The sequence below is a fragment of the Leptospira kmetyi serovar Malaysia str. Bejo-Iso9 genome (genome assembly GCF_000243735.2).
Taxonomy (GTDB): Bacteria; Spirochaetota; Leptospiria; order Leptospirales; family Leptospiraceae; genus Leptospira; species Leptospira kmetyi.
Genome location: NZ_AHMP02000003.1, coordinates 292,501 through 319,032 on the forward strand (window position 1 = coordinate 292,501; position 26,532 = coordinate 319,032).

Below are 26,532 nucleotides of genomic sequence, written 5' to 3' on the forward strand. Positions count from 1 at the left end.
TTCCCACATGCCGTCGATGACCACGGAGAGATTTACCTTCTCCACTTTCCAAGGTTGTTTTTGAACTTCGGAAACTCTTCTGTTGAATTCGTAGTTGTTGATGTTTTCGGATTTGCTGTATTCCGATTTTTGATAGTCCGTGTCCTTGTATCCGGGAGGAATGTTCGGCTCGGTTCCCGCGGGACCGTCCGGAGTAAAACCTCTTCCTTTGAAGTCTTCTTTGGTTTCTTTGGAGGAAACTTTCAAGGAATAGCCGTCGACGAGTTTCAATTCGGAGTAAGGAGTGTTCGGGTTATCGGGAATTGCGACAACCGGAGAAACGGAGTTGTCTTTGTAGGATTCCTTGTCCCAATTTAAGTTATATTCAAAACGTGTAATGTCGACTCTTTCTTCTCCGCCGAGCAGCCAACGAAGGGTGTTTCTCATGTCGATCAAACGTTGGATTCTTTGTTCTTCGCCGATTCTCAACTTCTCTTGAACGATTCTGAGTTCGAGTCTTTCCTTTTCGAGATCCTCTTCGAAGTCGCTGATGATCTTACCGTCCGCGTCGGCAACGCTTACGTTTTCGGGTTTCAACTTGGGAACCGCTCTGGAAACCAAGTTTACGATCCCTTTGACTTCTTTTCTGGAAAGGGATTCGACGCCAGGAATGTAATGGAGAATTACGGAAGCCTTAACAGGAGAAGCGTTCGAAGTGAAGAGCTCGTCTTCGGGAAAAGCGATGTTGACGTAGGCCTTGTCCACCGAACGAAGCGTCATCAAGGATTGTTCGATCGCACCTTTTAGAGCGCGATACTTTTTGATATCCTTGTCGAACTGAGTCTCTGTGAACTTATCCACGTTGAAAAGTTCCCAACCTTGCACTCCGGAAGGAATTAAATTCTCCTGAGCGAGTTTGGTAACGATCTCCTGTCTTTGTTCGGGATCGACCGTGATGATGCTCGTGTCCGACGAGCCGTATTGATAGCCGAGAGAATCCAATTTCTTGGTCACTTCGGCAAAGTCCTTGCTCGTTAAGTCCTTAAACAGAACCACACGGTTCTTTTGAAGCGAGATCGTGGAAAGAATTCCGATCGCGATCAAAACGGTCAAAGCCACTCCACCGAGTATAAGCTTTTTGGTCGTATCCAGGGTAGTAAAAAATTCCCGGACGTTGTTTAAGATTTTCTGTAACTGCTCAGGCATAACGAATCTCCACCGAATTTACAATACGGGACATAATCAAATATCGGAAAGAAAGTACAATCCCTTTTCGAATTTTTTTAGAAAAATTTATTTCGGTACACAAATGTTAAGCGCAGTGGAGCGCGAGTATTCGTTATTTTGAATGTTTTTAAGAAGGGTAAAACGCGTACTGAATTTTTGTGTAGTGGAACGGGCGAATTTTTCTCCGCTTTGCGCGGGGAAAACCGCTCTCTCGGCTTCAGTCAAGAAATCGAATCTATTGTAAGAATATTATAATGTACGAATTCCGATTTCGTGACTCCAGAACGGCGATTCATAGAAAGTCGTTCTGTTGAGTTTATATTGATCGCTTTCGCGTTAGTCCACGCCGCTTCGTTTGAAGAAGAACTGCAATAACTTTCGCACCTGCGCGGGCGCGACTCCGTTTCCGAAGAATTCTCCGTCGACCCAGATTTCAAAGTGCAGATGAACGTTATCGGCGGAACCTTTCGCTTCCTCGATCAAACCGGAGTTTCCGACGTTGCCGATCACTTCTCCTTGTTTTACCTTGTCTCCGACTTTGAGATTCTTTCGAATCGAAGATAAATGATTGAAACTCGTCATAACCCCGTGTCCGTGATCGATCCAAACCTGTCTTCCGCCGAAATCCTTTTCCACATAGGTCACGGTTCCTTTTTGGGATTGAGCGGTATGGAATTCGTAATCGGCCAAAGTCATCGGAGAATAGGTTTGGTCCGCGCGAACGATCACTCCGTCCGCCGGAGAAACGGCCTCGTCCTGAAAGGAAAGATTCTTAATCTGTCCGTCCGTATCACGTTTTTTGTATATATCGATTCCCTTATGAACTCCGTTTCGATAAACTCGGGGCGCGTTCGGAAGTTGAAAGTCGAAACTCGGAATCAATCCGCCCGGAACGGGAAAGGTATAACCTCTAAGCCGTTGCTCGATTCCGTTTAAAAGCCTTTGGTTGAGGAAAAGTTTCAGATCGCTGATGACGACCCCGCGCTCCGTCGTATCGGGAAAATAAATTCTCAGAACGGATGCGTCCAAATTCTCAAGTTTATGAAAATTGACGAGTTCCACATTCTGATTTGTGAATATGGTTCTCCAGTCGTCCCGAATCAAAACCTGAATCTCGTATTTTTTAACCGCTCTTTCCTTTCGAAACAAAGGAACCGTGATTTCCAAACCGTTGATGAGCCGTTTGGAACCGAAGTCCACGATGATCCATTCGGAACCCGGTCGATTGGAGGAATACCAATGAGAGTTCGGATCGGAATCGAAAAGATTAAATCCTCCGTATTCCGCGGAAAAGGAAGAGGAAACGGAATAACTAAAAGGCGCCGTCGTCCATCGACCGAAATCGATAAAGTCCACTTCCGAGCCGAGGTTTCCATACGCCGAAGGGGGAGCGGCCATCGCCGAAACGGAAACGAGCAAAATCGCCAGAAGGGATTTTACTTTCCAATTTTGTAATTTAGAAAAATGGAATGGATTAAACATGAAAGGGTTCGCCCGGTTCCGCCTTCAATCGGTTCGTTTTTTCGGTTTCCCAGGAATCCAAATACCTTTGGTCCCTTTGTGTGAGGTCCGGTCTAAGAGCGATCGGAGATCCTTTTGCATCCGCGTAAAGGGATCTTCTTCCGAAAAATCTTCCGTTTACCTCTTCGGGCCAAGGTTTTTTTTCTCCGTTTCCTTTCATCTTCCAAGCGATGAGCGCGCTTTCGCAAACCGATTTCAATTCTTCCGGGTTCGCCGAAATTCCGTGGTCCGGTCCGTCTAAATTCCGATCCAAGGTGAAATGTTTTTCGATCATGGATGCGCCCAAAGAAACCGCGACGGAGGAAGCCACGCTTCCCGCCGTATGATCCGAAAAACCCACCGGAAACGTATAAAGATTTTTGAATGTTTCCACGACCTTGAGATTCGCCTTTTCGGGAGGAGTAGGATACAACGAAACGCAGTGTAAAAGACAGAGTCGATCCGTTCCTTCTTTTTCCAAAAAGGAAATCGCGCGGCTCAGTTCGAAAAAGTCCGCCGCGCCGGAGGAAAGAATCACCGGAAGTTTTGTTCGAGCCGTCTCTTCCAAAAGGGTTTTGTTGGTCACGTCTCCGCTTGCGATTTTGATCGCGGGAACTTTTAAAGCGACAAGCATCTTCAAGGAACTGACGCACAACGGAGTCGAAAAAAAGAGCAAACCCTCATCTTCGGCGGCTTTTTGAAACGTACGATGCATCGCCTCGGATAGTTCATACTTTTTGAATATATCCACGAGGATCTTGGCGTCCGGATTTTGAACGTCTATAAATTCTTCCGTTACGTAGGATTGAAACTTAACCGCTTGTGCCCCGGCTTTTTTTGCGGCGGCGATGGTGCGTTTCCCGATCTCTGCGTCGTTGTTGTGATTGAGTCCGATTTCGGCGACTACGATCGGAGGATGTTCCGAACCGACTTGCAGAGCGGAGGAAAGTGAAAATTCTTTTTTAAATGTCATTGTTCTACTTCGTTTTTATTTTTTAGGAGGATATATAAGATTGGAGTTCATCAGCTCATAACTTAAGTTCCAAAAAGATTTCGCTTTCGTATGATAGGCTTCACATTTCGCGGGTGTCGTTTTGCATTCTTCGGTTTCTCCGATCCGAGGAACGATGGAGAACGGGGAAATCCGAACCTTATCGGTCAAACTGTAAAAGATCCAATTTCCCTCGATCCATCCGATGAAATTTCCGAACGCGAAGTAGGCGACCCCTCCGGAGATGTCTTCGCTTAACAAATCCCTTCCCATAGCCGAGAATCGAACCTTCTTTCCCACGATCCCGAGAATTGTCGGAATCACGTCGAGTTGGGAGGAAATACGCGGATCGATTTTCGAAGGAATTCTTCCCGGAGAATATATCAAAAACGGAATGTTGCGGTCCTCGAAATAGTCCAAATTTCTGTGATGCGCGTGATCGCCTACGAAGATGAACACCGTATTCTTGAAATAGGGAGCCTTCTTCGCTTTTTCCAAAAAGTTATGAATCGATTTATCCGCATAACGATACACGTTGAAGTAGTCCGCTTCTTCAAGAGGCGCGGAGAATACTTCGTCTTCTTGTTCGGGCGTTTTGTACGGATAATGGGTGGTCAACGTCAAAGTCACTGCAAGAAAGGGCGCGCGTTGACGCATTAGAATTTCGTGTAATTCGTTTAACAAATCCCCGTCGTAATAACCCCAGGGCCCCGGTTTGTATTTGCCGAGGGAATCGAAATATTCCTGACCGAGAATTGTATCGAATCCCCAATGCGAAAAAAGAAAATTCATGTTGTCGAAGTTTACGTCCCCTCCGTGTAGAAAGAACGTTTCGTATCCGACCGACTTTAGGATCGTTCCGAGTCCGCCGAAACGACTTAAGATTTGGGGTGTTCGAACCACGGTCAAACCCGGACCGTCCGGAATTCCGGTTAACGTGGAAAGAAGACCGTTGGTCGTCCTTCCTCCGCTCGCAAAAAAGGAAGAGAAATACGTTCCTTGTCGGATTAAATTTTCGAAATGAGGGGCGATCTTTTTTCCCTGGAGGAGAATCGTCCCGTTCGTATACGCGTATTTTCCGGTCCAACTTTCGAGAAGCACCAAAACGATGTTAGGTGGAGTGTTCGGATTCGTTTCTTTTGTTTCCCGCAAGATCGGATATTTTTCCGAAACGAACGTTGCGCCCGGATAATCGATTTCTTTCCGCACGGAAACGATCGAATCCTCGTACGAAACGAAAAGATTTCGAGGAATCGACTGATTCTTAATGTCCATAACGGAGGTGAAGATTCCGTTTAAAACCAGTTGATTGACGATATACGTTTCCGAAATCATAGCGTCGCTCGCGCGTAAAGGCCTGGATTGAAATCCTCCCCGAACGAGCAGAAATATAACGGGGGGAAGAATCAAAAGCTGCAGAAGTTCGGATTTCTTTCGGGATGGATCGAAGGTATATAATTCTTTTTGAATGTATTGAAAGATCGAAAAGGGGAGCAGGGTTGCGATCGCCGCAAACGAAAGGATCGCCAAAATCGTATGCCCGACAAAAAAGGATTTGAGAATGATCGCCAATTCGGGACCTAAAAAGACAAAACCCTCGTATCCCAGGTGTTTGTTTGTTTCTCCGAAATACAAAACGTCTCCGATCAAATGAGCGCCCGCCCAAAAGAAAAGAAGGATCGGAACGATTCCCCAGAAGATCGAATAAACACGAAATCGATTCAAAGGATGGATCGCGGACAAAATCCAAAAAGGGCCCAACAAAATCGCGCAAACCGAAAGATCAAAACGGATTCCCGCCAAAAAAGCGAGTAGAACGTCCGAAACGGAAGAGGACGCGAACTTAGAAGAAAACGCGAAAAGAAAACAGATCCTATAGATGGAAAATAAAATCAGATAACCGATCGTAAAACCCGAAACGATTCGGAGGTTGGAGGGAATTTTCTTCAACATCCGTTTCGTTTAGGAAAAAAGATTCCAGATCTGAAAGACTATAAAAGAAGTTGAATATGCTAAAACTGTCATATATCCGAACATAAACAAGGGCCACGCGATCGAATTGGTTTCCTTTTTGACGACCGCGAGTGTGGACATACACTGACAGGCGAACGCGAAAAACAAAAGAAGACTGACCGAGTTTCTCATTCCCCAGACGGGTTTTCCGTTTTCGTCCTTGTCCTTGCGGATCGCCTCTTTCAGGTCGTCGTCCGATTCTTCCCCGCCTACGCCGTAGATGATGGAAAGAGTGGAAACCATGATTTCCCGCGCCGCAAACGAAGTGATGATTCCGATTCCCATTTTCCAATCAAAACCGATCGGTTTTAAAACCGGTTCCATAAATTTTCCCGCGGAACCCGCATACGATTCTCGGATCTGAATTTTTTTCAGCTCGGCTTCGTTTGCGCCGGGATGAAGACCGGAATCGATTCTCGGATAGTTCGCCAAAAACCAAAGAAGAACGGAGATAAAAAGAATGATCTGACCCGCGGAAGCCAAAAACGCTTTCAATTTTTTGAATACGGTAATCGCGAGACTTTTGACGGAAGGGGCGTTGTACGCCGGAAGTTCCATCAGAAAGTAAGAAGAATCGGATTTAAAAAATGTCTTTTTAAAAACGAGCGCGACGATCATGGACGCGATCATTCCCAAAAGAAAAAGTCCGAGCATCGTAAGCGCTTGGATGCTGAAGATTCCGAAAATTTTTCCCGCGGGAAAAATCGCGCCGATCACTAAAACATAAACCGGATAACGAGCGGAACAAGTGATGAGAGGGGCCACCAAGATCGTGGTCAGTCGATCCGATTTGTTTTCGATCGTTCTTGTTCCCATGATCGCGGGAACCGCACAAGCCGCAGAAGACAAAAGAGGAATAAACGATTTACCGGAAAGACCGAACTTGCCCATAAAACGATCCATCACAAAGGAAGCCCTTGCGATATAACCGGTTTCTTCCAAAATTCCTATGAACAAAAACAACAAACTGATCTGAGGAACAAAAACCAAAACCGCTCCGACTCCGCCGATGATTCCTTCCTGAATCAAGGAACGAAGAGGACCTTCTTCCATAAAACCGCCCACAAAACTTCCGAGGTTTTGAACGGTGGATTCGATCCAGTCCATCGGAGTTTCGGACCAGGTAAAAAGAGCCTGAAAGACCAAGGCCATAATTCCCAAAAAGGAAACAAGTCCCCAAAACGGATGCAGAAGAATCTTATCCGCTTTGGAAAGAACTCTTTCGTTGTCGCTTGCGTTTCCTACGAGGGCCTTACCCAAAATCTTCTTGATATACATCGATTTTTGAGTGAGTTCTTCGAGATAGGTAAACGTTTTTCTGAAACGCGTAAATTCTTTCCGAATGTATTTGCGGGAATTTTCGGGAAAAAGAGAAATTCCGGGAAGACCTTTCTGCAACGTTTCTCCCGAAAGTTCCTTAACGGAATTGGTCAAAACGAACTTTAAAGAATTTGAATGTTCGGAAGAAAGGGATTTCAAAAGACCGTTTAAGAATTTTTCGCGGTCCGCGTCCCACTGAAAGGATTTGATCGGAAGACGAAACGCTCCCGGGGAAACGATCAATTCCTTGAGTTCGGAGATTCCGTGACCGGTTTTAGGATTTACGTATTGAAACTGAATTCCGAATTCCCTCGAAAGAGAATCCAAGTCCAAGGAGATTCTTTTTTTTTCGAGAACGTCCTTCATCGTCACAGCGACCAAAACGGGAACGTCGAGTTCCAAAATCTGTAAAAGGAATTGAAGACTTCTTTCCGCAAGAGAAGCGTCCATCACGAAAAGAATCCGATCTCCTTCTTCGTGACCGATCAAAACTCTGCTTGTGACCTGTTTGTCTTCCGCGTTTCCGCCGAGACTGAACGCGCCCGGAAGATCGAGTACCTTGAGAGAATGATCCGCGTGAGACAAAAGACCTTCCGCTTTTTCCACGGTGACTCCGTGGTAGTTTCCGGTTTTTTGTCTAAGCCCTGTTAGGCGATTGAAGAGAGTGGACTTACCGCAGTTCGGATTACCGGCCATCAATATCCGGGAAGTTTTTGAATGCGCTTGGACGTTAGAGTGACCCACGGATATCTCCTATTTGAATCAGCTCGGCTTCTCCTTCTCGGATCGCGATTTCGACTTCGCCCGCGCGGAGCACGATCTTTTTTTGGGAAGAATACTTTTCTAGAATCAAAACTTTGGTTCCGGGAAGAAGACCGATGTCCAGGATGTTTCGGAAAAGATCCTCTTTGCCGGGTTGGGAAACCAAGGAAAGAATGGAGGCTTCCTGACCTTTTTCCAATTCGTTTAACAATTTTTTCATATTAGAAATTTATCACGATCCCGGATGAGATCGATGTCGGGCGCCATTGTTTTTACGTAACGATCGAAGTAGAGAATCTGTTTGATCAGAAGTCCGAATTCTTTCGGAATTTTAAGGCCGTTTCTCTGCGCAATTTCCCGGAACTCGAATAGAATCGCGTTCAACTTTTTATCGTCCAAGGATTCGAGGTCTCCCATCTGAACCTTCATCACCATCTCGGTCATTCTGGAAAAAACCGCTTCCAAATCCTTGGAAAGTTTTTTTTCGTCCACGCCCTTGGCCGTGGAATCCATCTGAATCAAACCCTTGGCGATCTTTTCGGTCCTGTTCAAACTCAGACCTTCCAAAAAGATCATCAAACCGTCCCAGACGCGGGGAGAAATTCTTCCGACAATGCCGAAGTCGATAAAACCGACGGTTCCGTCCCGAAGAATCATTAGATTTCCTGCATGTACATCCGCGTGAAAGAATCCGTTTCGGGCGAGAGTGGAAAACCAAATCTCAAGCGCCTCCGTCAAAGTTTTCTGCGGATCGGAGGAATACTTTCGGATGGAATTCTCGTCCGTGATCGGAGCTCCGTAAAAACGTTCCATGGTAAGAATTTTTTTCGTGGATAACTCTCTATAAACCTTGGGAACCCTCGCTCTGGTTTCTCCCATCGCAAGAAGTTCTCTTTCGAACTCTTCGATGTTGTCCGCTTCCTTATAAAAATCAATTTCTTCTAATATGGATGTTTGGAACTGTTCGACCATATCGGAGATCCCGGACTTACTCAAACCGGGCGCGAATCTTTCGAATAAAACGGAAGCGAAGTAGATGAGGTTTAAATCGGCGGATAACGTGGATTCTATATCGGGTCTTTGTACTTTGATGACTACGTCGAGTCCATCCTTGGTCACCGCGGAATGAACTTGTGCGATGGAAGCGGAGGCGATCGGAACGGGTTCCACGCTGTAAAAATGATCGCTGAGTTTGCCGCCGAGTTCCTTTTGGACGATTTTTTCCACGGTTGCAAACGGAATCGGTCGGATCGAATCCAAACATTTTTGCATTTCGGTAACGAACTCGTCCGGGAAAAGGGAAGGAGCGGATGCGATGAATTGACCTAACTTGATGTAGGTGGCGCCTAACTCTTCGAACGCTTCCCGAAGACGGATCGGAAAGGTTTCCATCGAATCTCCTCCGAGAGCGAGATCTTTTAAAAGGAGGATGGTCTTCGTAGAAAATACAAAACCGCTGTTCAGGATTCGGGAGGCACCGCCAAAACCCATTTTCAGGGAATCAAAAAAACCGGCCATATTCACAAAGATTTTGCACTTCGATTCAAATGACAACTACAGAACGGAACCTTAAAAAACCGTAGAATTCCCGGATTTGCCTGCGGGTCAAAACAGCTTTTTTGTTTACGAACGAACTCAAATTCTGATTATGGCTACATAAAATACTCCGTCCGGCGTATCTTCCCTTATGAGTAGCGATTCAGTATTACTTCAAGAACTCGATAAACTTGAACTCAACGATCTGAAGAAAGTAGCGACTCTTTGGAACCTTGCCAAACTTCCTTATAAAGAAAAAAATAAGAACGTAGCCTATCTCTACGAAACCTTTCAGGACGAGTTTTATCTCAAAGGCGTTCTTGAAAAACTCACTCAACTCCAGGTTACGATTTATACGAGCATTCTTAAGAATAAGAACGTTCTGACTCTCGGTGAGATTTCGAGAAAGGTGAACATTCCTCCGATCAACGTCGAGATGGAATTGAACCTTCTCAGAAAGTATCAACTCGTTTATCAAAGAAAGAACCGCGAACGTCTTACCAATAATTTAGATAAGTATCATGCGTTTGAGGAGATCGCGGATCTGGTTCCGCTCGATCAGAACCTCAAAGGCGATAAGTATAAGATCTCCTTGGAGAAATATCTCGATCGTAAAAAGACGACGGAGATCGCAGACGAGTGGAAAGCCGCCGTTAAGGCGCCGAAACAACTCGATTCGATTAAGAAGTTTTATACGATCGCTGCTTCCGAAGAAGGAATCGATCTCAATCTTCAATCTCTTGCCGATTTGGAAAGAGACACCTTGGTTCGTATCTATCTGAGCGGAGGCGTTTCCGAAGCCGAAGACATCCGCAGTTACGTGGTGACCAGTCGCGGCAAATACGAACAGATCGTTCCGGCTTTGATCGCGAAGGGTCTTGTCGTGGACGTTTGTTTCGTCGACGAGAAGTTCGTGCGCGTGTTCGCGATTCCCGATGAAATCTTAAAATACGTTCAGACGCATCCGATTCTTCCTTCCGTAAAAAAAGGAACCAAACAAAGAACGGAAAAACTCGCGGCCAACGACCTCGATTTCTTTCTCAATACGAAAAAACTGATCTCTTATATCAGCCGCAAAGGACTCGTTCTTGCAAAATCGGGGAAGGTGAAACAAGCCGATCACAAAAGAACCGAACAGGAACTTTTGAACCCCGATATCGGAATTTTTCCGGAAAAAAGTCAGATCTATCAAATGGAACTGATTCTCCCCGTATTAAAACTTTTGAATCTTGTGGATATCAAAGGCGAAAACATCGTTCTGAAAGGGGACGTAAACGGGTTTAACGAGAAAGATATATTCGAAATCATGAAACTCGTCGTACACGAGGTGAACGAAGCGCGTATGAAACGTGTCGTTCCTGCGGAAGTTTTTACGGCGACCGAAATGCCTTTTTACGATAAACCTATACTGGATAAGTGCGTGAGCCTCATCATCAAGGCGAAACGGATTCATCTATCGGTGATCTTTTCCAATATCATTCGGGAACACATGATTCTTTCTCCCGGATTTCGGACTAAGAATTTTCAGTCCGACCTTGCGGAGCTCCGTAAGGAAATCATGAGCGCCATTTTTTATCTGCATCTGTTCGGACTTTTGGAAGTGGAATATCCGAATCGTTTTCTCGGCCTTTCGAAGTTGGGCGAATACTTTTTCCAAACCGGAGAACTTTCGCACAAAACCGAAAAGGGCGGAATCACGATCAACCCGGACTTCACGATCATCGCGTTCCCGGATCGTGTTTCGATTCACGGACTTCATATCCTCAAAGCCTTTACGGAACTCAAGGACTACGATCGTGTTTATACGTTCGTTCTTACCAAGGAAGCGTTTCAGTTGGGAATTCTTCTCGGTTATAAACCTTCCGAGTTCATCGACTTCTTAAAGAATTCGAGCAAGGCCGATCTCGCGCAGAACCTTCTCTTCTTATTGGAAGACTGGGGCGGAAATCTTCCCGTCGTCGACATCACGGAAGATTGTGTTTTGGTTCGCACCAAGGATCAGAATACGATGGAACTTCTGCTCGGTCAGATCAAAGGGAAGAAGATCGTTCTGGATGAAATCGGTCCGACTGCGGTTCTTGTGGATAAAAACCGCGTTCAGGACGTGATCACGGTTTCCGAAAAACTCAATCTCATCGTCAACCTGACTCGTTAAACCGAACTCGAGTCCGAGTACGATTTTTCCAATTTCCAGATTCTTCCCTTTTAAAAAAGAAAGTCTGCGTTCAATTCAATTGGATGGATTTTGAAAAAGAAAGGGGAGTTCGGAAGAATTCCGAGCCGCGCGGCTCGGATGGGGAGAATTATTCTTCCACTTTGATTTTGGTTTTGAATTCCCATTTGCGATACGGAGCGATCGCTTGGAGTCTTTCGTCGGTTACAAAAAAGAGGGCTTCGCCGTATTTAACGAGTCCTCCTTTATAATGCGCGTATTTGGTCTTATGATCGATCAGACCGATCTCTCGAACCTTGCTCCAATCGTCGCAGGTTTTGAGAGTGGGGACTTTTCTAAGATGCAGTTCCTTGATCTTATTGTCTTTAACGGAGTCCCGGAGTATCTTTTCCCATTCCATAAAGTGCAAACTAAAAGGAAGGGGGGAAAAATCAAGGGTTTTTGCGATCGTCCGACCGTTCGGAGCGGGGAAACAAGTTCCCCGATTTCCTAAAGTTTAAAAAATTCCACTTCGCGTTTCAACTCTTCCGCTAATTTCGCTAACCCGATCGAACTAGAGCTGAGTTCCTCCGAAGAAGCCGCCGAGGATTGGTTGAGTTCGTTGATGGTCGTGATCGTTCTTGAAATTTCCTCGATCGCGATTTTTTGTTCCCGCACCGCGACTTGAATCACGTCCGATCTTCCTTTGACTTCCTTGGCCGTTAGATTCATCTGATCGTTTTTGGAAAGTTGATTCTCCATAAATTGATTCACGACCTTCATCTGACGATTGATCTCGGAGATTCCGCTGATGATTCCCGAGATGACCTTTACGGTATCGGTGATGTTTTGAATTCCGATTCCGATCTCGGCTTCGTTGCTTTGAATGATCTGTTCGATGTCTTTGATGCTGTTCGTCGTCTTATCCGCGAGTTTTGAAATCTCGTCGGCGACCACGGCAAAACCTCTTCCTGCGCTTCCCGCTCTTGCGGCTTCGATCGCCGCGTTGAGAGCGAGAAGATGAATCTGTTCCGAGATGGTGTTGATGATTTCGATGACTCCGACGATGTCTTCCGAACTTCGGCTGATCTTGGTGATCGAAAGATTGGTCAACTCCAAGGAGCTTCCTCCTTTTTTCGCGTCCAAGGTGATTCGTTCCACGTCGGACATCGTGTTTTCCAAGTTGCTCGAAGTTTCATGGATGGAAGCGGAGAATTGATTCATATCCGTCGCGAGTTTGTTCAGAAGGCTGACCTGTTCCTTGGTCTGCATTTCCACTCCGTCCATTCCCGCGGAAATCTCTTCGATCGACGCGGAAATTTCCTCCGAAGAAGCCGCTTGATTTTGCGCGTTGTCCGAAATAAAATTCAGAGCTCCGGACATTTCCTCCGAAGAGGACGCGAGATTGGTGGAAGCGTTTACGATCTTACCGAGGATCGTCTTCACCTTTTTGTTAAACGAATTGATCGAAACCGCCATCTCGCCGATCTCGTCCATGGAAAGAACCTTAAGACCTTTGGTGAGATTTCCTTCCGCCATCGCTTCGAGGACGTTCTTACTTTCTTCCAAAGGAAAAAGTCTTTTGCTGAGAATGATGTAGATCAAAAGTCCCACGAAGAGCAAACCGACGAACGAAATCCCTGCCATCGCATACACGGAAACGATCGCTTCTCCCGTGATCTCCTCGTTTTCGATGGAGGCGAAGGTAAGAAAATCGTATTTCAGATTTCTTCTCAGGATCATATATTTATACTTACCGGAAAACAGATAACGCACCGGAACGTTGTCCTGATAATCCTTCACCTGTTCGTAAAAGGGAAAGTCCTTCAGTTTTTTCAGATTCAACGCGGGGTTCACGTGATTGATGACCGTTTCGTAACGATCCAAAAGTCCGGGATATCCCGATTTACCGATTTGAATCGAACCGATCAACTTACTCGTAAGATCCGCGATTCTCAAAGAATAAGCGAGGTAAAGATTCGGAGTTTCGGGGATCGTTTCCAAAACCAAAAAAACGGGAGTTCCCGAAACGGGAGACGGAAGAGGTTTACTCAAAAACATCTTCTTCTTTTCGATCGTTTCCAAAACCGTTTGTTCGGAAGGAAGATCGAAGGCGCGGAGCGCGGATTCTCCGTCTTTTGCGAGGGTTCCGGTCGCGGAGAGAAGTTTCCAAGTTCCGTTTTGGGATTGGATCAGCGAAATCGATTCGTATTTAGGCGAACGCGATAAAAGCGTTTCCAAAAGTTTTTGCGTTTCGGAAATTTTAAAACTCTTCGCAAGGGAAAGAAAGATTCCGTCGTTTTTGAGTTTGTCCGCGTCGGATTGCACTTCTTCAAAGATGGATTCGGTGAGAATATGAAGCGTCTCGTTTACGTTCAACATCTGGTTGAAATAGGATTTGCGGATCGCGTTGTAGTTGAGTTTAAAAACGAGACTGGAAACTCCGATCGCTAAGATCAAAACGATAAAGATAAAGGTCATCGTAAGGGAACGGGTCAAACGGATCTTTACCAAAGAGGAAATATCGATATTGCTGAATGCGCCCGATTCGATCAAACTCGAAGTCAACTTCTCGCAGACCAAAAAAGTATACACGCCCACGGAAAGGGACATGAGAAGCGCGATCGCAAAAAGATTATAATAATCCGCCATGTCCAAGGCCGCAAAACGACTCAACACAGCGACGATGATCGAAGCGGTGATCAAAATTCGAACCGCGATCTCGATCGAATGAAACAAAGGCAAACGAAGAATGGACTTCTGCGCACTGAGCGCGGTTTCCTTGTCGATGATTCCCTGTTCCACCGTATGAAGATATTTGCGGATTGGTTTCAGTCTTCGCAGATCCGAAAGCACGGTTAAGGCCAGCGTAAAAACGGACGTCGCTAAAGTGATGCGAATCGCGATCGAAAGTTGATCGGGATCCATTTCGAGAAACGTTTTATAAAATAGGACGGCGGCTCCGATCGTAAGAACGAAACCTACGACTTCCGTAATCAAGATAAACTGAAAAGTGAATCTACGTATCGATTTTGTAATATCATCCATGAGTTGTCGGTTCCGAAATCCAGACGCTACGTTACGCGTTTTTGAATTAGTTTTTATTTCCTGAGTAAATTTCCGAATTTGGGTCCTTGAACACAAGGATTAAAGTAAGAAGAGGGGGAAATTCTGCTTCGGAAAAAAAGAAAACGCGTAGGAATTAGGCGACGGAAGCGAGATTGATTTCGTCTAACTCGATTTAAAAGACAAACGATTGACTCGGTTTGTGTCGAATTTTCCGTGCAAGAAATCCGGAATTTTAATGCGACATCACTCGAATCGGCGCTTATTTCCTAAGTGGTGTTCGACTCTAAACTGAAATCAAAAAAGGAATCGGAAGGAAGGACGATACAGGACGACTTAAGGGAGGAAAGAAATTTCCTCCCGGAAAGAACGGAGTCATTCTCCTCGAATGCTTTCGAGTTTGTGTTTGATTTCTTCGTTGAGAGGTTGTTTCTTCTGAAAGTCTTCGAGCAAACGAACGGCCTCGGTCGGTTTGTCGACTTCGACGTAAAGATCCGAAAGTTCGAGAAGAGGTCTCGGATCCATCGGAAACTTTTTGTGGAGATCGAGATAGATTTCCTCCGCCTTGTCGCGTTTGCCGATGAGCTTGAGGGAAGAAGCCTTGCCCAAAAGAGCGAAGTAGTCTTCTACTTCCGCGAGAATCCGGTTAAAACACTCGAGTGCCTTGTCGAATTCTCCCATTCCGCGCAAGCTGTCCGCATAACGATTGATGATGAGTTTGTTGTCCGGATCGAATTCCAAAATTCTTTCCCAATATTGATTGGCTTTGTGAAAATCCTTCTTACCTCGATAACTTTCCGCAAGACCGTATAACGCGAAAAAGTTTTTACGATCGAGTTCGGCGGCCCTGTGATAATACTGAATCGCTTCGTCGTAATCCTTGATTTTACGGTAAGAATTCCCGATTTCCGTGAGAATTTTGATATTGTCCGGTTGGATCAAAAGAAGTTTTTCCCACCAGTGAATCGCATCCTTGTATTTCTGACACGCGAAGTAGAGATGACCCAAACCTACGATCACATACTGATCCTTGGGATTGATCTGCAAAGCCTGCATATAATAAATTTCTGATTCTTTAAAGTTTTTCAGTTTTCGATGAGCATCCGCGACCCGGCTGAGAATGGAAGCGTCCGTAATGGTGATATGTCTGTAATCTTCGGCTACTTCGATCACTCTGGAAAGAAGATTCATCTCGCGGTAGCAATTCATAAGGCCCATCAAAGAGAACTTGTTTGAGGGATCTTCTTGTATACATTTATGATAATATTCGATCGCGTTCTTATAGTCTTTCTTCTTAAAGTAAAGGTCGCCCATACCGACCAATCCGTATGTGTTATGCGGATCTTTTTCCAGAAGTTCCTTGAGTTTTGCTTCCGCCTTCGGGAACTGATGAGAATCTAAAAGTTTATAGGCTTCTTTCGCGAGACTTTTGATAACCGCGAATTGTTTGTCCTCTTCTTCTTTTTCAATATTAGGATTTTCCATTTGATTCTCTCTTTTTAAAGTTTGCTCTCTTCCAAATTTAGAATTCGCATTATTATTTTTTGACGCGCGAGATTCATTGAATATTCTTTTGAGGCTCAAATATTCTGTAAAGAAAATAAGAACAGATAGCTACATTCTCAAAACAAAAAGTAATTTGAACCGGAAATTAGTCCTTTCTATCTATTAGATTTTGGAAAAAAATTTCCGTTTCTCTTTTTTATAAAAATGTTCAATTAAATAGCAACCATGATTTTCATCCGATGAATTCGAGTGGGAAGATGTGCGTTTGTCTCCGTATAAAAAACCATCGAACCGATACGACTTTGCTCATTAATTTTTTGAGTTCCTTGAACGCCCGAAAAAGCGAATTCTCGGGAGAAGGGCGACGATCGAAGAACACGGTTCCTCTTGACAGTAGCCTTTCCGGTATCTTTATGGACGTAAGGGGTGGGATCATGTCCGCAGAATCAGTGAGAATTACAGGCGCCAGACTGATGGTGGAACTTCTGGAAGAATATGGGGTGGATGTCGTTTTCGGTTATCCGGGCGGAGCCATTCTTCCCTTTTACGATGAAATTTATAAAAGCAAAAAGATCAAACATATCCTCGTAAGACACGAACAAGGCGCGGTTCATATGGCGGAAGGATATGCGAGAGCGACCGGCAAACTCGGTGTGTGCATTGCAACATCGGGACCCGGAGCGACGAACTTAGTGACCGGACTTACGGACGCAAAGATGGATTCGGTTCCGGTACTTGCGATCACGGGTCAGGTTGCGACCAACACGATCGGAACCGACGCGTTTCAAGAAGCCGATATTTTCGGTATTACGATCCCGATCACGAAATACAACGCGCTGATGAAGTCCGCGGACGATATCGCGAGACATTTCGAGGAAGCCACCTTGATCGCGTTAGGCGGTCGTCCCGGTCCGGTTCTTTTGGATTTTCCAAAGGACGTTCAAACCGAGCTGACTAACGTAAGAAAGGCGAGCCGTCTGAAAATCGCCGCACACCACTATAAAAAGCCGGAAGTTCGCGGTAACTTGGAAGAATTCGCCGAAGCGATCAACCGAGCTGAAAAACCTCTTTTGTATGTCGGAGGAGGAGCGATCAACGCGGGGGCTTCGAAGGAAATTTTCGAACTCGCGACCAAGGCCGGTATCCCGGTAACGACAACTTTGATGGGGCTCGGTTCTTTTCCGGGAACACATCCTTTGAGCGTGGGAATGCTCGGGATGCACGGAACCGCCGCGGCCAACAAAGCAGTATTAGAATGTGATTATATTCTCAACTTAGGTGCGAGATTCGACGACCGTGTGGCAAAAATCGGAGAGTTTGCCGAAAAAGCGGTAAAGGCGCATGTTGACATCGACACCGCGGAATTTAATAAACGAATTCAAGTGGATCATCTTCTGCACGGAGATCTGAAGGACGCGTTAAGCGCCATTCTTCCCTTCGTGAAAAAGAAGGAGAGAACTTCCTGGATTCAATATCTGCAAGGATTGAAAAAAGAACATCCTCTCGATTTTGATAACTCCGGAAAAACGATCAAACCTCAGGACTTTCTGGATCGTCTTTATAAAAAAACCCAGGGTAAGGCGATCGTTTCCACGGACGTGGGACAACACCAGATGTGGGCCGCTCAGTATTATCTTTTGGATGAACCGAACAACTGGCTTACGTCCGGCGGACTCGGAACGATGGGTTACGGTTTGCCCGCGGCGATCGGAGCGAAATTCGGAAGACCGGATAAGATGGTCATCTGTGTTTCCGGTGACGGATCCATCCAAATGAATATTCAAGAATTGGCAACCATTGCGGCGAACAAACTCGGGGTGAAAATTCTCGTGTTCAACAATAACTTTCTCGGAATGGTTCGTCAGTGGCAGGAACTTTTTTATGAGGAACGATTCTCGCAATCGGAATGGAACTTCAATCCGGATTTCGTGAAACTCGCGGAAGCGTATTCGATTCCCGCGATGAAAATCTCCGATAAATCCGAGATCGACAAAGCGATCGAATTTTTCACCAAAGACGACGGCGCGGCTTTCTTGGAAGTGATGATTCCCGCCGAGGAAAAAGTATTTCCGATGATTCCCGCGGGAAAATCCCAAAAAGATATGATCGAATTTAAGGATCTGGCCGGACTGAAAAAAGCATGAAACACATTCTAAAAATTCTGGTTAACAATCATCCCGGGGTCATGAGTCATGTTTCCGGCTTATTCACTCGTAGAAGTTATAATATAGATTCGATCGCGGTCGGTGTGACCGTTAATCCCGAAGTTTCGAGTATGGTGATCGTCGTCAAAGGCGACGAATCCACGGTGGATCAGGTCAAAAGACAACTTTTAAAACTCCCGGACGTTTTGGAAGTGGAAGACCTTGCTTATCACGATTGTGTCAGCAGAGAACTCGTTTTGATCGTGGTCAAACTCACAGAAGCCACAAGAACCGAAATTCTTTCCGTTTGCGACGTGTTCGAAGCGAAGGTCGCGGATTTAACGCATTCTTCCCTTACGATCGAATATTCGGGTAACTCGCGTAAGGTGAACGCGATCGTGGAGATTCTTTCCAAATACGGAATCGAAGAGATCGTCCGCACCGGACAAATCGCGATCCGATACAGAAGCATCGGATCCTGATCGTTTTCGTCGTGTTCGCCTACGTTTCGTTAGGTGCAAATCCCGAATTCAAAACTTCCGAATTCAAACGGCTCTGATTCGCAATGGAGTGGAAGCAGATTGTTTCCAAGGTCTTTTGCGATCGTAATCGAATAGAATGCAGAACGAATTCGAGTTGCAGATCACCTTACGATCCGATTTACGAATCAATCTCTGAAGAATCCGATACCGCGCGTTTGAGATCGTTCTAAACTCGGTCTGAACGAGAAGCGAATCCGGGAATTTAATCTTTCCTCTGTAATCGCTTTCGGACCAAAGAACGATGGGTTCTATGCGGCTCAGATTCGAATTCGAAGAATCGAGCTGAACTTCTTGAAGCGCGTGGTTTCTCGCTTCGTTCAAAACGGTTTGTGCGTTTTCGATCATCAGGCTTCCATCCTTGTCGCATTGATGACTCGCTATGGAAATCTCATAGTTGTATATTTTTGTGTCGGAAATCATTGGTTTGTCTCTTCAGTCTAACTGCTTTGAATAAAAAAAAGTGCCGTTGGAACTTGCGTAAAAAAATTCTTTCTTGGAATCTTTGAAATCCATCTTTGCAAGTGTTAATCGTTTGGATACAAAACGGAGAATCTTCTCTTCTGTATCGTTCTTCTTGGACACAGTTTATGGATCTGATATATATTAAAAATTGTATACAATTATTTTTGAATATTTCATTTCCGTTTTTACTTTGAAAATCGAGTTCTTTTGCGAAAGAATGGGGCGCGGGTGAGGATTCAAAAAACGAATTTATCATTTGTCGAACTGTTTATAAGTCGCGACTGATCGGCGCTTATAAATCGGGAAATAAATTTTTGCGAGGTTATAAGGAGGCGAGTTCGAGAATCTTAGTATCTAAGAATAACACCGCTTCCGGTTTCCACTGAAAGATCCCGTTGGAAAACTCGCAGAATCCGGTTTCTTCAAGTCGTTTTAAATGTTTGTCCAAAACTTGTTTCCGATCGGGGATGAGGGAATAAAAACTTTCCATGGCGATCGGTTGAAAAAGTCGGAATAAGGAAAGAATCAATTCTTCGTAAACGTCGGGTTTCGTATATTCTTTGGAAAAATCTTTCCGTTTGTAAGTTTCCACGTTTCTCGGATTGGAATATCTTCCCGATGAAAGAAATCCGTGCGCTCCCGGTCCGATTCCCAAATACTGTTCCATCGTCCAATACTTGAGATTGTGTCTGGAATGAAATCCGGGTTTTGAATAATTGCTTACCTCGTATTGACGCAGTTCGTGAGGAGAAAGTAGATCCGGTAAAAGTTTCAGAATCTCTTCCTGGATTTCCTCTTCGGGCGCGGGTACGACGCGGTCCATTACTTTTCTTGAATATTCGGTTCCCTTTTCCACGGTCAGCGCGTAAAGGCTGATGTGTTTTCCTCCGGCAGATAAAACCTGTACGATATCCTGAAGAATTTCTTCGATCGTTTGTCCTGGAATTCCGTAGATCAAATCCGCCGAGAAGTTGGTGATCGCAGAATTCTTTACCGTTTCCAAAATCGTTCCGTATCGATCCGGATCGTAGTGTCGTCCCAGAAATTTCAGCTTTTCCGGATGAAAACTTTGAATCCCCACGGAGATCCGATTGATTCCGGCCTGTTCGATGGATTTTAGAAAATCGGGAGTGATGTCCTCGGGATTGCATTCCATCGTAATTTCCGAATATTCGGAAACTTTGATGTTTCGTTTTAGAAAAACGATCAGATCGGCGATCTGTGCGACGTCAGCGCGGGAAGGGGTTCCTCCGCCGAAAAAGATCGTATCGAATTCGAGGTCCGCGCTCGAAGGATCGTCCGAAATCCTGCGTTCGATTTCCTCTTTGTATCTTCGGAAGAGGGCGGATTCGTCCGGGATCGGATTTTGGCCGTTCCCTACCGAATAAAAATCGCAATATTCACATTTTTGAATGCAGTAGGGGTAGTGGACATAGATTCCCGGAATTCCCGTTTTAGAAACAGGATTTCCGGAAACGGATTTCATGGCTTTTGGGAAGCCGTTTTCTCGTTTTGACCCTTTAGGATCAGATCTACGACCGGAATCGGAGAAGTTCTTTCCAACACGGAATACAAAAGAGCCTTTTTGGATTCCAAGGTCGGAGAAAAGGAGAATAGAATTTTTAGGTTCGGAAGCGTATTCAATTTTAAGAATGGAGTTCCGTAGTGAAGCGCGACGATTTCCAAATCGGTATGACGTTTCGCGAGTCCCGCGGCGAGATCCAACTCCAATTGGCTGAAGGTGGTCACCACGATTCTTTTGAATTGATTCTCTTTAACGAGAGAAGGAATTTTACCCGCGTTCGCGTTCGGAAGATTCTTTTCCGCAAGAACGGTTTCGAATTCTTTTCCGCGAACGGCAAAGATCGTTTCTTCCGCTTTCACCGAAGCCGGATTGAAGGAAGAAGGAAACGAAACGATGGTCGCCCTGGAGATTTCGGCGTTTAACGTGGGAGAAAAAATTTCCAAGAAACTTTTTTCTCTTTGTGCGAGCTGATCTTGAAAGAACGCGACTTCCTTTTGTTCGATGTCGGAAAGTTTTTCTTTCGCCGCCGTTTTTTTAGGGGAGAATTCGAATACGATTCCGTGTTTGAGTTTTAAAAGAACCTGTCTGTAAGCGGCCTCTTTCAATAGGTCGCGTTCTCCTTTTTGAAAGGTTCCTTTTTTATACGCGCTTAAGATTTGATTCTTCATATCACGCGTGGTTTTTCCCCAGCTCGTCATAAGAAGTATATCAGCGCCTGCTAATAGAGCCAAAACGCCCGGATCGCTGTCCTTGTAATGTACGTCGATCGCGTCCATCTCCATCGCATCCGTGATGATAACTCCTTGAAATCCCATCTTCTCTCTTAAGATTCCGGTAAGAATTTTGGAAGAAAGAGTCGCCGGAAAATTCGGATCCAACTTGGGATATACGATATGCGCGCTCATCACGACTTCCGCGCCTTGTTTGATGGATTCTTGAAACGGAATGAGTTCCATTCTTTCCAATTCTTCCAAGGTCTTGTCGATCTTCGGAAGTCCGAGATGACTGTCCACGTTCGTATCTCCGTGTCCCGGAAAATGTTTGATCGTGGGAATCGCACCGCCGACTCTCGCGCCTTTTTCGTAAGCGATCCCGGCGGTCGAAACCATCTCGGGAGTACTGCCTAGAGAACGTGTGTTGATGACCGGATTGTCCGGATTGTTGTTGATGTCCAAGTCGGGAGCAAAAACGAAATTGAGTCCGAGTTTACGAAGTTGGTAAGAAGTTACAAAGCCGACCTTATACGCGTAATCCGCGTTCTTGGTTTGTCCGAGCGCCATCGCACCGGGAAACTGAGTGACCCCGTCCTTCACTCGAAGGACTCTTCCGCCTTCTTGGTCGACGGAAATCAAAAGAGGAAGTTTGGAAAACTCCATGCTCTTCTTCTGCAATTCGAAGTTGAGTTTTAAGATTTCCTGTTTGGTTCCGAGATTCATTCCGAACAGAATGATTCCGCCGGGAAGAATCTCCTCGATTTCTTTTTCAGCGGTTTGATCCAGGGATTTACCCGGAATCGCCACGTGAATCACTTGCCCGGTCAATTCTTCCGGGGTCATTTTATCGACGATGGATTTGGCTTGGGATTCTAAATATCCGTCCCAGCCTTGCGCTTGGAGTTCTTGTTGATAAGAACTTACGTAGTAGAACACGGTGAGGAAACCCAAAAGAAGGAGGAACGCGAAGGAAAAACGTCGGATCATAGTTTGACAGAATATCAAAACCGGAAATTCTGTAAAAACAAATTCCGTGGAGAAGACCTTCGTTATGATTCGATCCAAACTCTTAATTATAATTCTGTGTTCTTTGTGTTCGCTTTCCTTGTCCGCGCAATCCAAGGATTCGAAAGTTCGAATTCTTTTCTTCGGAGATAGTTTGACCGCGGGGCTCGGACTGAATTCTCCCGATGAGGCGTTTCCCGCCTTGATCGAAAAGGCTCTGAATCAAAACGGAATTTCTTGCCAAGCCGTGAACGCAGGAATGAGCGGGGATACGACCTCGGGCGGGCTTGCGCGTTTGGAATGGGCGATGAGCGCGGGATTCGATCTGTTCGTGTTGGAGCTCGGAGCGAACGATTCTATGAGAGGAATTTCTCCCGATCAAACCGAAAAGAATCTGAAGGAGATTCTTACGAGGGTCAGAAAGAAAAATCCGAAAGCGAAGATCCTTCTCGTGGGAATGAAAACGTTTCCGAATCTCGGAAAAGAATATCGAAAAAAATTCGAAGCCGTTTTTCCAAAAATTTCCAAAGAAGAGAATCTTCCACTCGTTCCTTTCTTTATGGACGGCGTTGCCGGAATCAAAAAACTCAATCAGAAAGACGGAATTCATCCGACTGCGGAAGGTCATAAGATTCTTGCGAAAAATCTTTTGCCCTTCGTTCAAAAAATTCTGAAGAAAGGATGATTCTCCAAAAAGTGAGTTTACACCGGACTTTTGAAGAAAATTATGGATCTACCTGAATAATCGCGGGAATAGCTCAGTGGTAGAGCACCTCCTTGCCAAGGAGGGGGTCGCGGGTTCGAATCCCGTTTCCCGCTTTTTCTTTTATATCACCCTTCCCCAGGCCGATTTACATCATGGATTATAAAACAAAAAAAAATTCCAACGCTACCGTTGATATTAAACTTACCTTCGAAGCTTCCGACATCGAAAAAGCTTTTGATAAAACTTACGCAGAAAAACAGAAAGACGTAAAGATTCCGGGCTTCCGACAAGGAAAGGCTCCGCTTCACCTGGTTAAAAAACAACTCGGCGACGCGGTGGCGAGTGACGCGATCAACAATCTCATCCTAGACGGAATGACTTCCATTCTCACCAAACTGGAACATCCGATGGTGCGTTTTCCGAAATTCGAAATTCAGGATTATCAACCGGGTAAAACCCTCGTTGCAACCGCGGTTTACGAAACCAATCCCGAAATCACCCTCGGAAAGTATAAAAAAGTAAAAATAAAACTTCCCGAAGTCAACGTAACCGATTCCGACGTCGCCGAAGAACTCGAAACCATTCGCAAACAACTCGCTCGTAAACAGCTCAAGGAAGAAGGTCAAACCGCGGCTTCCGGAGACATTATCGATATGGAATATACGGTTCACGAAAAAGATCAGGAACCGAAAAACGCAAGCAACACTTCCAACGACTATCACTTGGGTCATGAAAGCAATCTGAAAGGTTTCGACGAAAACCTCTACGGTTTGAAAGCCGGAGAGAAAAAAGAATTCTCCCATACTTTCCCCGAAGATTATTCCCAAAACGAAGTGGCCGGTAAAACGTTCGAATACTCGGTTACCGTAAAGGCGCTTTATGCGAACATTCTTCCCGCTGTGGACGACGATCTTGCGTCCGAGTTCGACGGTTCCGAGTCCCTAAAGGCTCTGAAAGAAAAGATTCGCAAGAATCTGAAGGAACGTTTTGAGGAAGGAATCCGCAATAAGAAGATGGAGGAGATTTATAAGGAAATCATCGACGATTCCAAGTATATCTTCCCGGATTCTTACGTGAAGGAAGAATCGGAACACGTTTTCCACAATATGATCCACGAATTCAGACTTCCTCACATTACCATGGAAAAATACGCCGAGATGATCAAAAAGGATCTGAAAGAAGTTCAAGAATCCTTTAAGAATCTGGCGGAAACCCGTCTCAAACACTTCTTTACCCGCCAAAAAATTGCGCAAACCGAGAATATTACGTATTCCGATACGGATTTTGATGCCGATTTAGAAAAACTTGCGTCAAGTTACCAAATTTCCCTGTCCGATCTTAAAAAAGAGCTGGAAAAGGGAAAACTCATGGATAATTATCGAGAGAATTTTTTCGCAAAAAAGGTGGATGATACCCTCTTTGATCTTGTAGAAAAGAAATACACTGACAAATTGAGTATTGGCCAGGTAAAAGACTATCTGAACCAAAAGGAAGAACAGAAAGCATGAGTGTAATTCCGTATGTGATCGAGCAAACGAGCAGAGGGGAAAGATCTTACGATATTTTTTCCCGACTTTTAAAAGATAGAATCATCTTTCTCGGGAATGCAATCAACGACGATTACGCAAACGTCATCACGGCGCAGTTGTTATTCCTCGAGGCCGAAAATCCCGAAAGAGATATTTATCTTTATCTGAATTCTCCCGGTGGTTACGTATCTTCCGGTCTTGCAATTTACGATACAATGCAGTATATTAAACCGGATGTGAGAACTCTTTGTCTGGGACAGGCTTCCTCTATGGCGGCTCTGCTTCTTGCGGGAGGAGCGGCGGGAAAACGTTCCGCGCTTCCGAATTCAAGAATCATGATGCACCAACCAATGGGCGGGGCAACCGGACAAGCGAGTGATATCGAGATTCAAGCGAGAGAGGTTCTCAAGCTGAAGGAAATTCTCAATTCCATCTATCATAAACACACGGGAAAAAGTGTGGAGCAGATACAGAAGGATACCGAAAGAAACTTCTATATGACTGCGGAAGAAGCGAAGAATTACGGGATCATCGACACCGTCATTCAGATCGATCGCAAACAAGCTTAATAAAGGAGCGCTCCCTTGGCTAAGAAAACACCGGGAACCAACGGTAAACAAAAACTATTCTGCTCTTTCTGCGGAAAGGAACAAGATGCAGTAAAACGTTTAGTCGCCGGACCTGGTGTTTATATCTGTGACGAATGTATTTCCCTCTGTAACGAAATCATCGCCGAAGATCATGATCACAACGCACACGAAAAATCGGAAGTGTTCAGCGAGGTTCCAAGCCCCGCAGACATCAAATCCATTTTAGACCAGTATGTGATCGGTCAAGACCACGCTAAGAAAGCGCTTTCCGTAGCGGTTTACAACCACTACAAACGAGTGAATCTCAAAGAGAAGAAGTCCGACATAGAAATCGAAAAATCGAATATTCTTTTGATCGGACCGACCGGAAGCGGTAAAACCCTTCTTGCTCAAACACTTGCCAGAATCATCAAAGTTCCTTTTGCGATCGTAGACGCGACCGCGCTCACCGAAGCCGGTTACGTCGGGGAAGATGTGGAGAATATCATTCTCAAGTTGATCCAAAACGCGGACAACGATATCAAAAAGGCCGAAGTAGGAATCATCTATATCGACGAGGTGGATAAGATCGCCCGTAAATCCGACAGCGCTTCCATTACGAGGGACGTGAGCGGAGAAGGAGTGCAACAAGCGCTTCTGAAAATCATCGAGGGAACGGTGGCTAACGTTCCTCCGCAAGGCGGAAGAAAACATCCGCATCAGGAATACTTACAAGTGGATACGAAGAACATTCTTTTTATCCTCGGAGGAGCCTTTGTGGATCTTCCGAACATCATCAAGTCCAGAACCGGCGTGAAAACGATCGGTTTCGGCTCCGAAGAACAGAGAATCCAAGGCGATAGTAAGGACGCTCTGATGGAACAAGTGATCCCCGAAGATCTGATCAAGTTCGGATTGATTCCGGAGTTTATCGGAAGACTTCCGATCGTTGCGACTCTGCAAGAGTTGGACGTGGAAATGCTCAAACAAATCTTCCGCGAACCGAAGAACTCCGTTCTCAAACAATATACTCGTCTTTTAGAACTCGAAAACGTAAAATTGACTTTCCGAGAAGACGCGATCGACAAAATCGCGGAACTCGCGATCAAAAGAGAATCCGGCGCTCGCGGTCTCAGAGCGATCGTGGAAAACATCATGTTGGATCTGATGTTCGATATTCCTTCGCGCAAGGATATCGAAGAGGTGATTATCACCGCAGAAGTGATCACCGATCGAGTGACTCCTACTTTAGTTTTGAAAAAAGAATCGAAGATCGCTTAATCGA

20 protein-coding genes and 1 tRNA gene (1 of these 21 only partly in view) are annotated in these 26,532 nt (G+C 45.2%); 8 read left to right on the plus strand and 13 right to left on the minus strand.

Annotated features, from left to right (window positions below; genetic code table 11):
* The 7 genes from fliF to LEP1GSC052_RS03820 all read right to left on the minus strand — a co-directional run.
* Window positions 1–1,185: the 5' portion of a flagellar basal-body MS-ring/collar protein FliF gene (gene fliF / locus LEP1GSC052_RS03790; protein WP_010574501.1), read on the minus strand. Its footprint begins 516 nt before the window's first position; only the first 1,185 of its 1,701 coding nucleotides appear in the window; the start codon lies at window positions 1,183–1,185; the stop codon falls past the left edge of the window.
* A gap of 357 nt (window positions 1,186–1,542) precedes the next feature.
* The gene (locus LEP1GSC052_RS03795) at window positions 1,543–2,688 is read right to left on the minus strand and encodes a peptidoglycan DD-metalloendopeptidase family protein (RefSeq protein ID WP_010574502.1); all 1,146 of its coding nucleotides are present in this window, start codon (window positions 2,686–2,688) and stop codon (window positions 1,543–1,545) included.
* On the minus strand, window positions 2,681–3,679 hold the full coding sequence (locus tag LEP1GSC052_RS03800; RefSeq protein WP_020986831.1) for an N-acetylneuraminate synthase family protein: 999 nt from the start codon (window positions 3,677–3,679) through the stop codon (window positions 2,681–2,683). Before LEP1GSC052_RS03800 ends, LEP1GSC052_RS03795 begins: the two co-directional genes overlap by 8 nt.
* Window positions 3,680–3,694: 15 nt before the next feature.
* Complete coding sequence (locus LEP1GSC052_RS03805) at window positions 3,695–5,650, minus strand: LTA synthase family protein (RefSeq protein WP_010572098.1); 1,956 nt, start codon at window positions 5,648–5,650, stop codon at window positions 3,695–3,697.
* Between the two features lie 9 nt (window positions 5,651–5,659).
* Window positions 5,660–7,774, minus strand: a complete 2,115-nt coding sequence (feoB, locus tag LEP1GSC052_RS03810) for a ferrous iron transport protein B (RefSeq protein ID WP_040912820.1) — start codon at window positions 7,772–7,774, stop codon at window positions 5,660–5,662.
* Window positions 7,761–8,012 carry a FeoA family protein gene (locus tag LEP1GSC052_RS03815; RefSeq protein ID WP_010572099.1) on the minus strand — a complete coding sequence of 84 codons (252 nt, stop codon included), beginning with the start codon at window positions 8,010–8,012 and terminating at the stop codon, window positions 7,761–7,763. The genes feoB and LEP1GSC052_RS03815 overlap by 14 nt, the downstream gene beginning before the upstream one ends.
* On the minus strand, window positions 8,009–9,310 hold the full coding sequence (locus tag LEP1GSC052_RS03820) for an ABC1 kinase family protein (RefSeq protein WP_040912821.1): 1,302 nt from the start codon (window positions 9,308–9,310) through the stop codon (window positions 8,009–8,011). The genes LEP1GSC052_RS03815 and LEP1GSC052_RS03820 overlap by 4 nt, the downstream gene beginning before the upstream one ends.
* A 169-nt stretch (window positions 9,311–9,479) precedes the next feature.
* Between LEP1GSC052_RS03820 and LEP1GSC052_RS03825 the strand changes: the two genes are divergently transcribed.
* Window positions 9,480–11,483, plus strand: coding sequence for a helicase (locus LEP1GSC052_RS03825; RefSeq protein WP_010574505.1), 2,004 nt, complete (start codon window positions 9,480–9,482; stop codon window positions 11,481–11,483).
* Between the two features lie 148 nt (window positions 11,484–11,631).
* Here the strand turns inward: LEP1GSC052_RS03825 and LEP1GSC052_RS03830 are convergent, their stop codons facing one another.
* The 3 genes from LEP1GSC052_RS03830 to LEP1GSC052_RS03840 all read right to left on the minus strand — a co-directional run bounded on the left by LEP1GSC052_RS03830 (window position 11,632) and on the right by LEP1GSC052_RS03840 (window position 16,031).
* Entirely contained in the window at window positions 11,632–11,901 is a 270-nt protein-coding gene (locus LEP1GSC052_RS03830) for a hypothetical protein (RefSeq protein ID WP_002993672.1), read from the minus strand.
* Window positions 11,902–11,990: 89 nt separating this feature from the next.
* Window positions 11,991–14,528 carry a methyl-accepting chemotaxis protein gene (locus LEP1GSC052_RS03835; protein WP_010574507.1) on the minus strand — a complete coding sequence of 846 codons (2,538 nt, stop codon included), beginning with the start codon at window positions 14,526–14,528 and terminating at the stop codon, window positions 11,991–11,993.
* 393 nt (window positions 14,529–14,921) lie between these two features.
* A complete protein-coding gene (locus LEP1GSC052_RS03840) occupies window positions 14,922–16,031 on the minus strand; it encodes a tetratricopeptide repeat protein (protein WP_010574508.1) in 1,110 nt (369 codons plus the stop codon).
* A 455-nt stretch (window positions 16,032–16,486) separates the two neighbouring features.
* Between LEP1GSC052_RS03840 and ilvB the strand changes: the two genes are divergently transcribed.
* Window positions 16,487–18,196, plus strand: coding sequence for a biosynthetic-type acetolactate synthase large subunit (gene ilvB, locus LEP1GSC052_RS03845; RefSeq protein ID WP_040913270.1), 1,710 nt, complete (start codon window positions 16,487–16,489; stop codon window positions 18,194–18,196).
* Entirely contained in the window at window positions 18,193–18,678 is a 486-nt protein-coding gene (ilvN, locus tag LEP1GSC052_RS03850) for an acetolactate synthase small subunit (protein ID WP_010574510.1), read from the plus strand. The genes ilvB and ilvN overlap by 4 nt, the downstream gene beginning before the upstream one ends.
* Before the next feature lie 63 nt (window positions 18,679–18,741).
* Here the strand turns inward: ilvN and LEP1GSC052_RS03855 are convergent, their stop codons facing one another.
* The 3 genes from LEP1GSC052_RS03855 to LEP1GSC052_RS03865 all read right to left on the minus strand — a co-directional run bounded on the left by LEP1GSC052_RS03855 (window position 18,742) and on the right by LEP1GSC052_RS03865 (window position 22,425).
* Complete coding sequence (locus tag LEP1GSC052_RS03855) at window positions 18,742–19,158, minus strand: acyl-CoA thioesterase (RefSeq protein ID WP_010574511.1); 417 nt, start codon at window positions 19,156–19,158, stop codon at window positions 18,742–18,744.
* A gap of 364 nt (window positions 19,159–19,522) precedes the next feature.
* Entirely contained in the window at window positions 19,523–20,686 is a 1,164-nt protein-coding gene (hemW, locus tag LEP1GSC052_RS03860) for a radical SAM family heme chaperone HemW (protein ID WP_010574512.1), read from the minus strand.
* Window positions 20,683–22,425, minus strand: a complete 1,743-nt coding sequence (locus LEP1GSC052_RS03865; protein ID WP_020985750.1) for a glycoside hydrolase family 3 protein — start codon at window positions 22,423–22,425, stop codon at window positions 20,683–20,685. The genes hemW and LEP1GSC052_RS03865 overlap by 4 nt, the downstream gene beginning before the upstream one ends.
* 64 nt (window positions 22,426–22,489) lie before the next feature.
* Here LEP1GSC052_RS03865 and LEP1GSC052_RS03870 point away from each other — a divergent pair, with 64 nt between their 5' ends.
* From LEP1GSC052_RS03870 to clpX, 5 genes are all read left to right on the plus strand, one after another.
* The gene (locus LEP1GSC052_RS03870) at window positions 22,490–23,128 is read left to right on the plus strand and encodes an arylesterase (protein ID WP_020986278.1); all 639 of its coding nucleotides are present in this window, start codon (window positions 22,490–22,492) and stop codon (window positions 23,126–23,128) included.
* A 62-nt stretch (window positions 23,129–23,190) separates the two neighbouring features.
* Window positions 23,191–23,262 (plus strand) — tRNA-Gly (locus tag LEP1GSC052_RS03875).
* Between the two features lie 39 nt (window positions 23,263–23,301).
* Complete coding sequence (gene tig / locus LEP1GSC052_RS03880) at window positions 23,302–24,657, plus strand: trigger factor (RefSeq protein ID WP_020985979.1); 1,356 nt, start codon at window positions 23,302–23,304, stop codon at window positions 24,655–24,657.
* The gene (gene clpP, locus LEP1GSC052_RS03885) at window positions 24,654–25,247 is read left to right on the plus strand and encodes an ATP-dependent Clp endopeptidase proteolytic subunit ClpP (protein WP_002626411.1); all 594 of its coding nucleotides are present in this window, start codon (window positions 24,654–24,656) and stop codon (window positions 25,245–25,247) included. Before tig ends, clpP begins: the two co-directional genes overlap by 4 nt.
* Before the next feature lie 15 nt (window positions 25,248–25,262).
* A complete protein-coding gene (clpX, locus tag LEP1GSC052_RS03890; RefSeq protein ID WP_010574517.1) occupies window positions 25,263–26,528 on the plus strand; it encodes an ATP-dependent Clp protease ATP-binding subunit ClpX in 1,266 nt (421 codons plus the stop codon).
* Window positions 26,529–26,532: the final 4 nt, after the last annotated feature.

Coding starts and splice junctions, on each gene's coding strand:
- tig (WP_020985979.1), top strand. CDS start 23,302: ATGGATTATAAAACAAAAAAAAATTCCAACGCTACCGTTGATATTAAA.
- LEP1GSC052_RS03870 (WP_020986278.1), top strand. CDS start 22,490: ATGATTCGATCCAAACTCTTAATTATAATTCTGTGTTCTTTGTGTTCG.
- LEP1GSC052_RS03805 (WP_010572098.1), bottom strand. CDS start 5,650: ATGTTGAAGAAAATTCCCTCCAACCTCCGAATCGTTTCGGGTTTTACG.
- LEP1GSC052_RS03865 (WP_020985750.1), bottom strand. CDS start 22,425: ATGATCCGACGTTTTTCCTTCGCGTTCCTCCTTCTTTTGGGTTTCCTC.
- clpP (WP_002626411.1), top strand. CDS start 24,654: ATGAGTGTAATTCCGTATGTGATCGAGCAAACGAGCAGAGGGGAAAGA.
- ilvB (WP_040913270.1), top strand. CDS start 16,487: ATGTCCGCAGAATCAGTGAGAATTACAGGCGCCAGACTGATGGTGGAA.
- LEP1GSC052_RS03855 (WP_010574511.1), bottom strand. CDS start 19,158: ATGATTTCCGACACAAAAATATACAACTATGAGATTTCCATAGCGAGT.
- LEP1GSC052_RS03825 (WP_010574505.1), top strand. CDS start 9,480: ATGAGTAGCGATTCAGTATTACTTCAAGAACTCGATAAACTTGAACTC.
- ilvN (WP_010574510.1), top strand. CDS start 18,193: ATGAAACACATTCTAAAAATTCTGGTTAACAATCATCCCGGGGTCATG.
- LEP1GSC052_RS03820 (WP_040912821.1), bottom strand. CDS start 9,310: ATGGCCGGTTTTTTTGATTCCCTGAAAATGGGTTTTGGCGGTGCCTCC.
- LEP1GSC052_RS03840 (WP_010574508.1), bottom strand. CDS start 16,031: ATGGAAAATCCTAATATTGAAAAAGAAGAAGAGGACAAACAATTCGCG.
- LEP1GSC052_RS03795 (WP_010574502.1), bottom strand. CDS start 2,688: ATGTTTAATCCATTCCATTTTTCTAAATTACAAAATTGGAAAGTAAAA.
- LEP1GSC052_RS03830 (WP_002993672.1), bottom strand. CDS start 11,901: ATGGAATGGGAAAAGATACTCCGGGACTCCGTTAAAGACAATAAGATC.
- LEP1GSC052_RS03815 (WP_010572099.1), bottom strand. CDS start 8,012: ATGAAAAAATTGTTAAACGAATTGGAAAAAGGTCAGGAAGCCTCCATT.
- hemW (WP_010574512.1), bottom strand. CDS start 20,686: ATGAAATCCGTTTCCGGAAATCCTGTTTCTAAAACGGGAATTCCGGGA.
- LEP1GSC052_RS03800 (WP_020986831.1), bottom strand. CDS start 3,679: ATGACATTTAAAAAAGAATTTTCACTTTCCTCCGCTCTGCAAGTCGGT.
- LEP1GSC052_RS03835 (WP_010574507.1), bottom strand. CDS start 14,528: ATGGATGATATTACAAAATCGATACGTAGATTCACTTTTCAGTTTATC.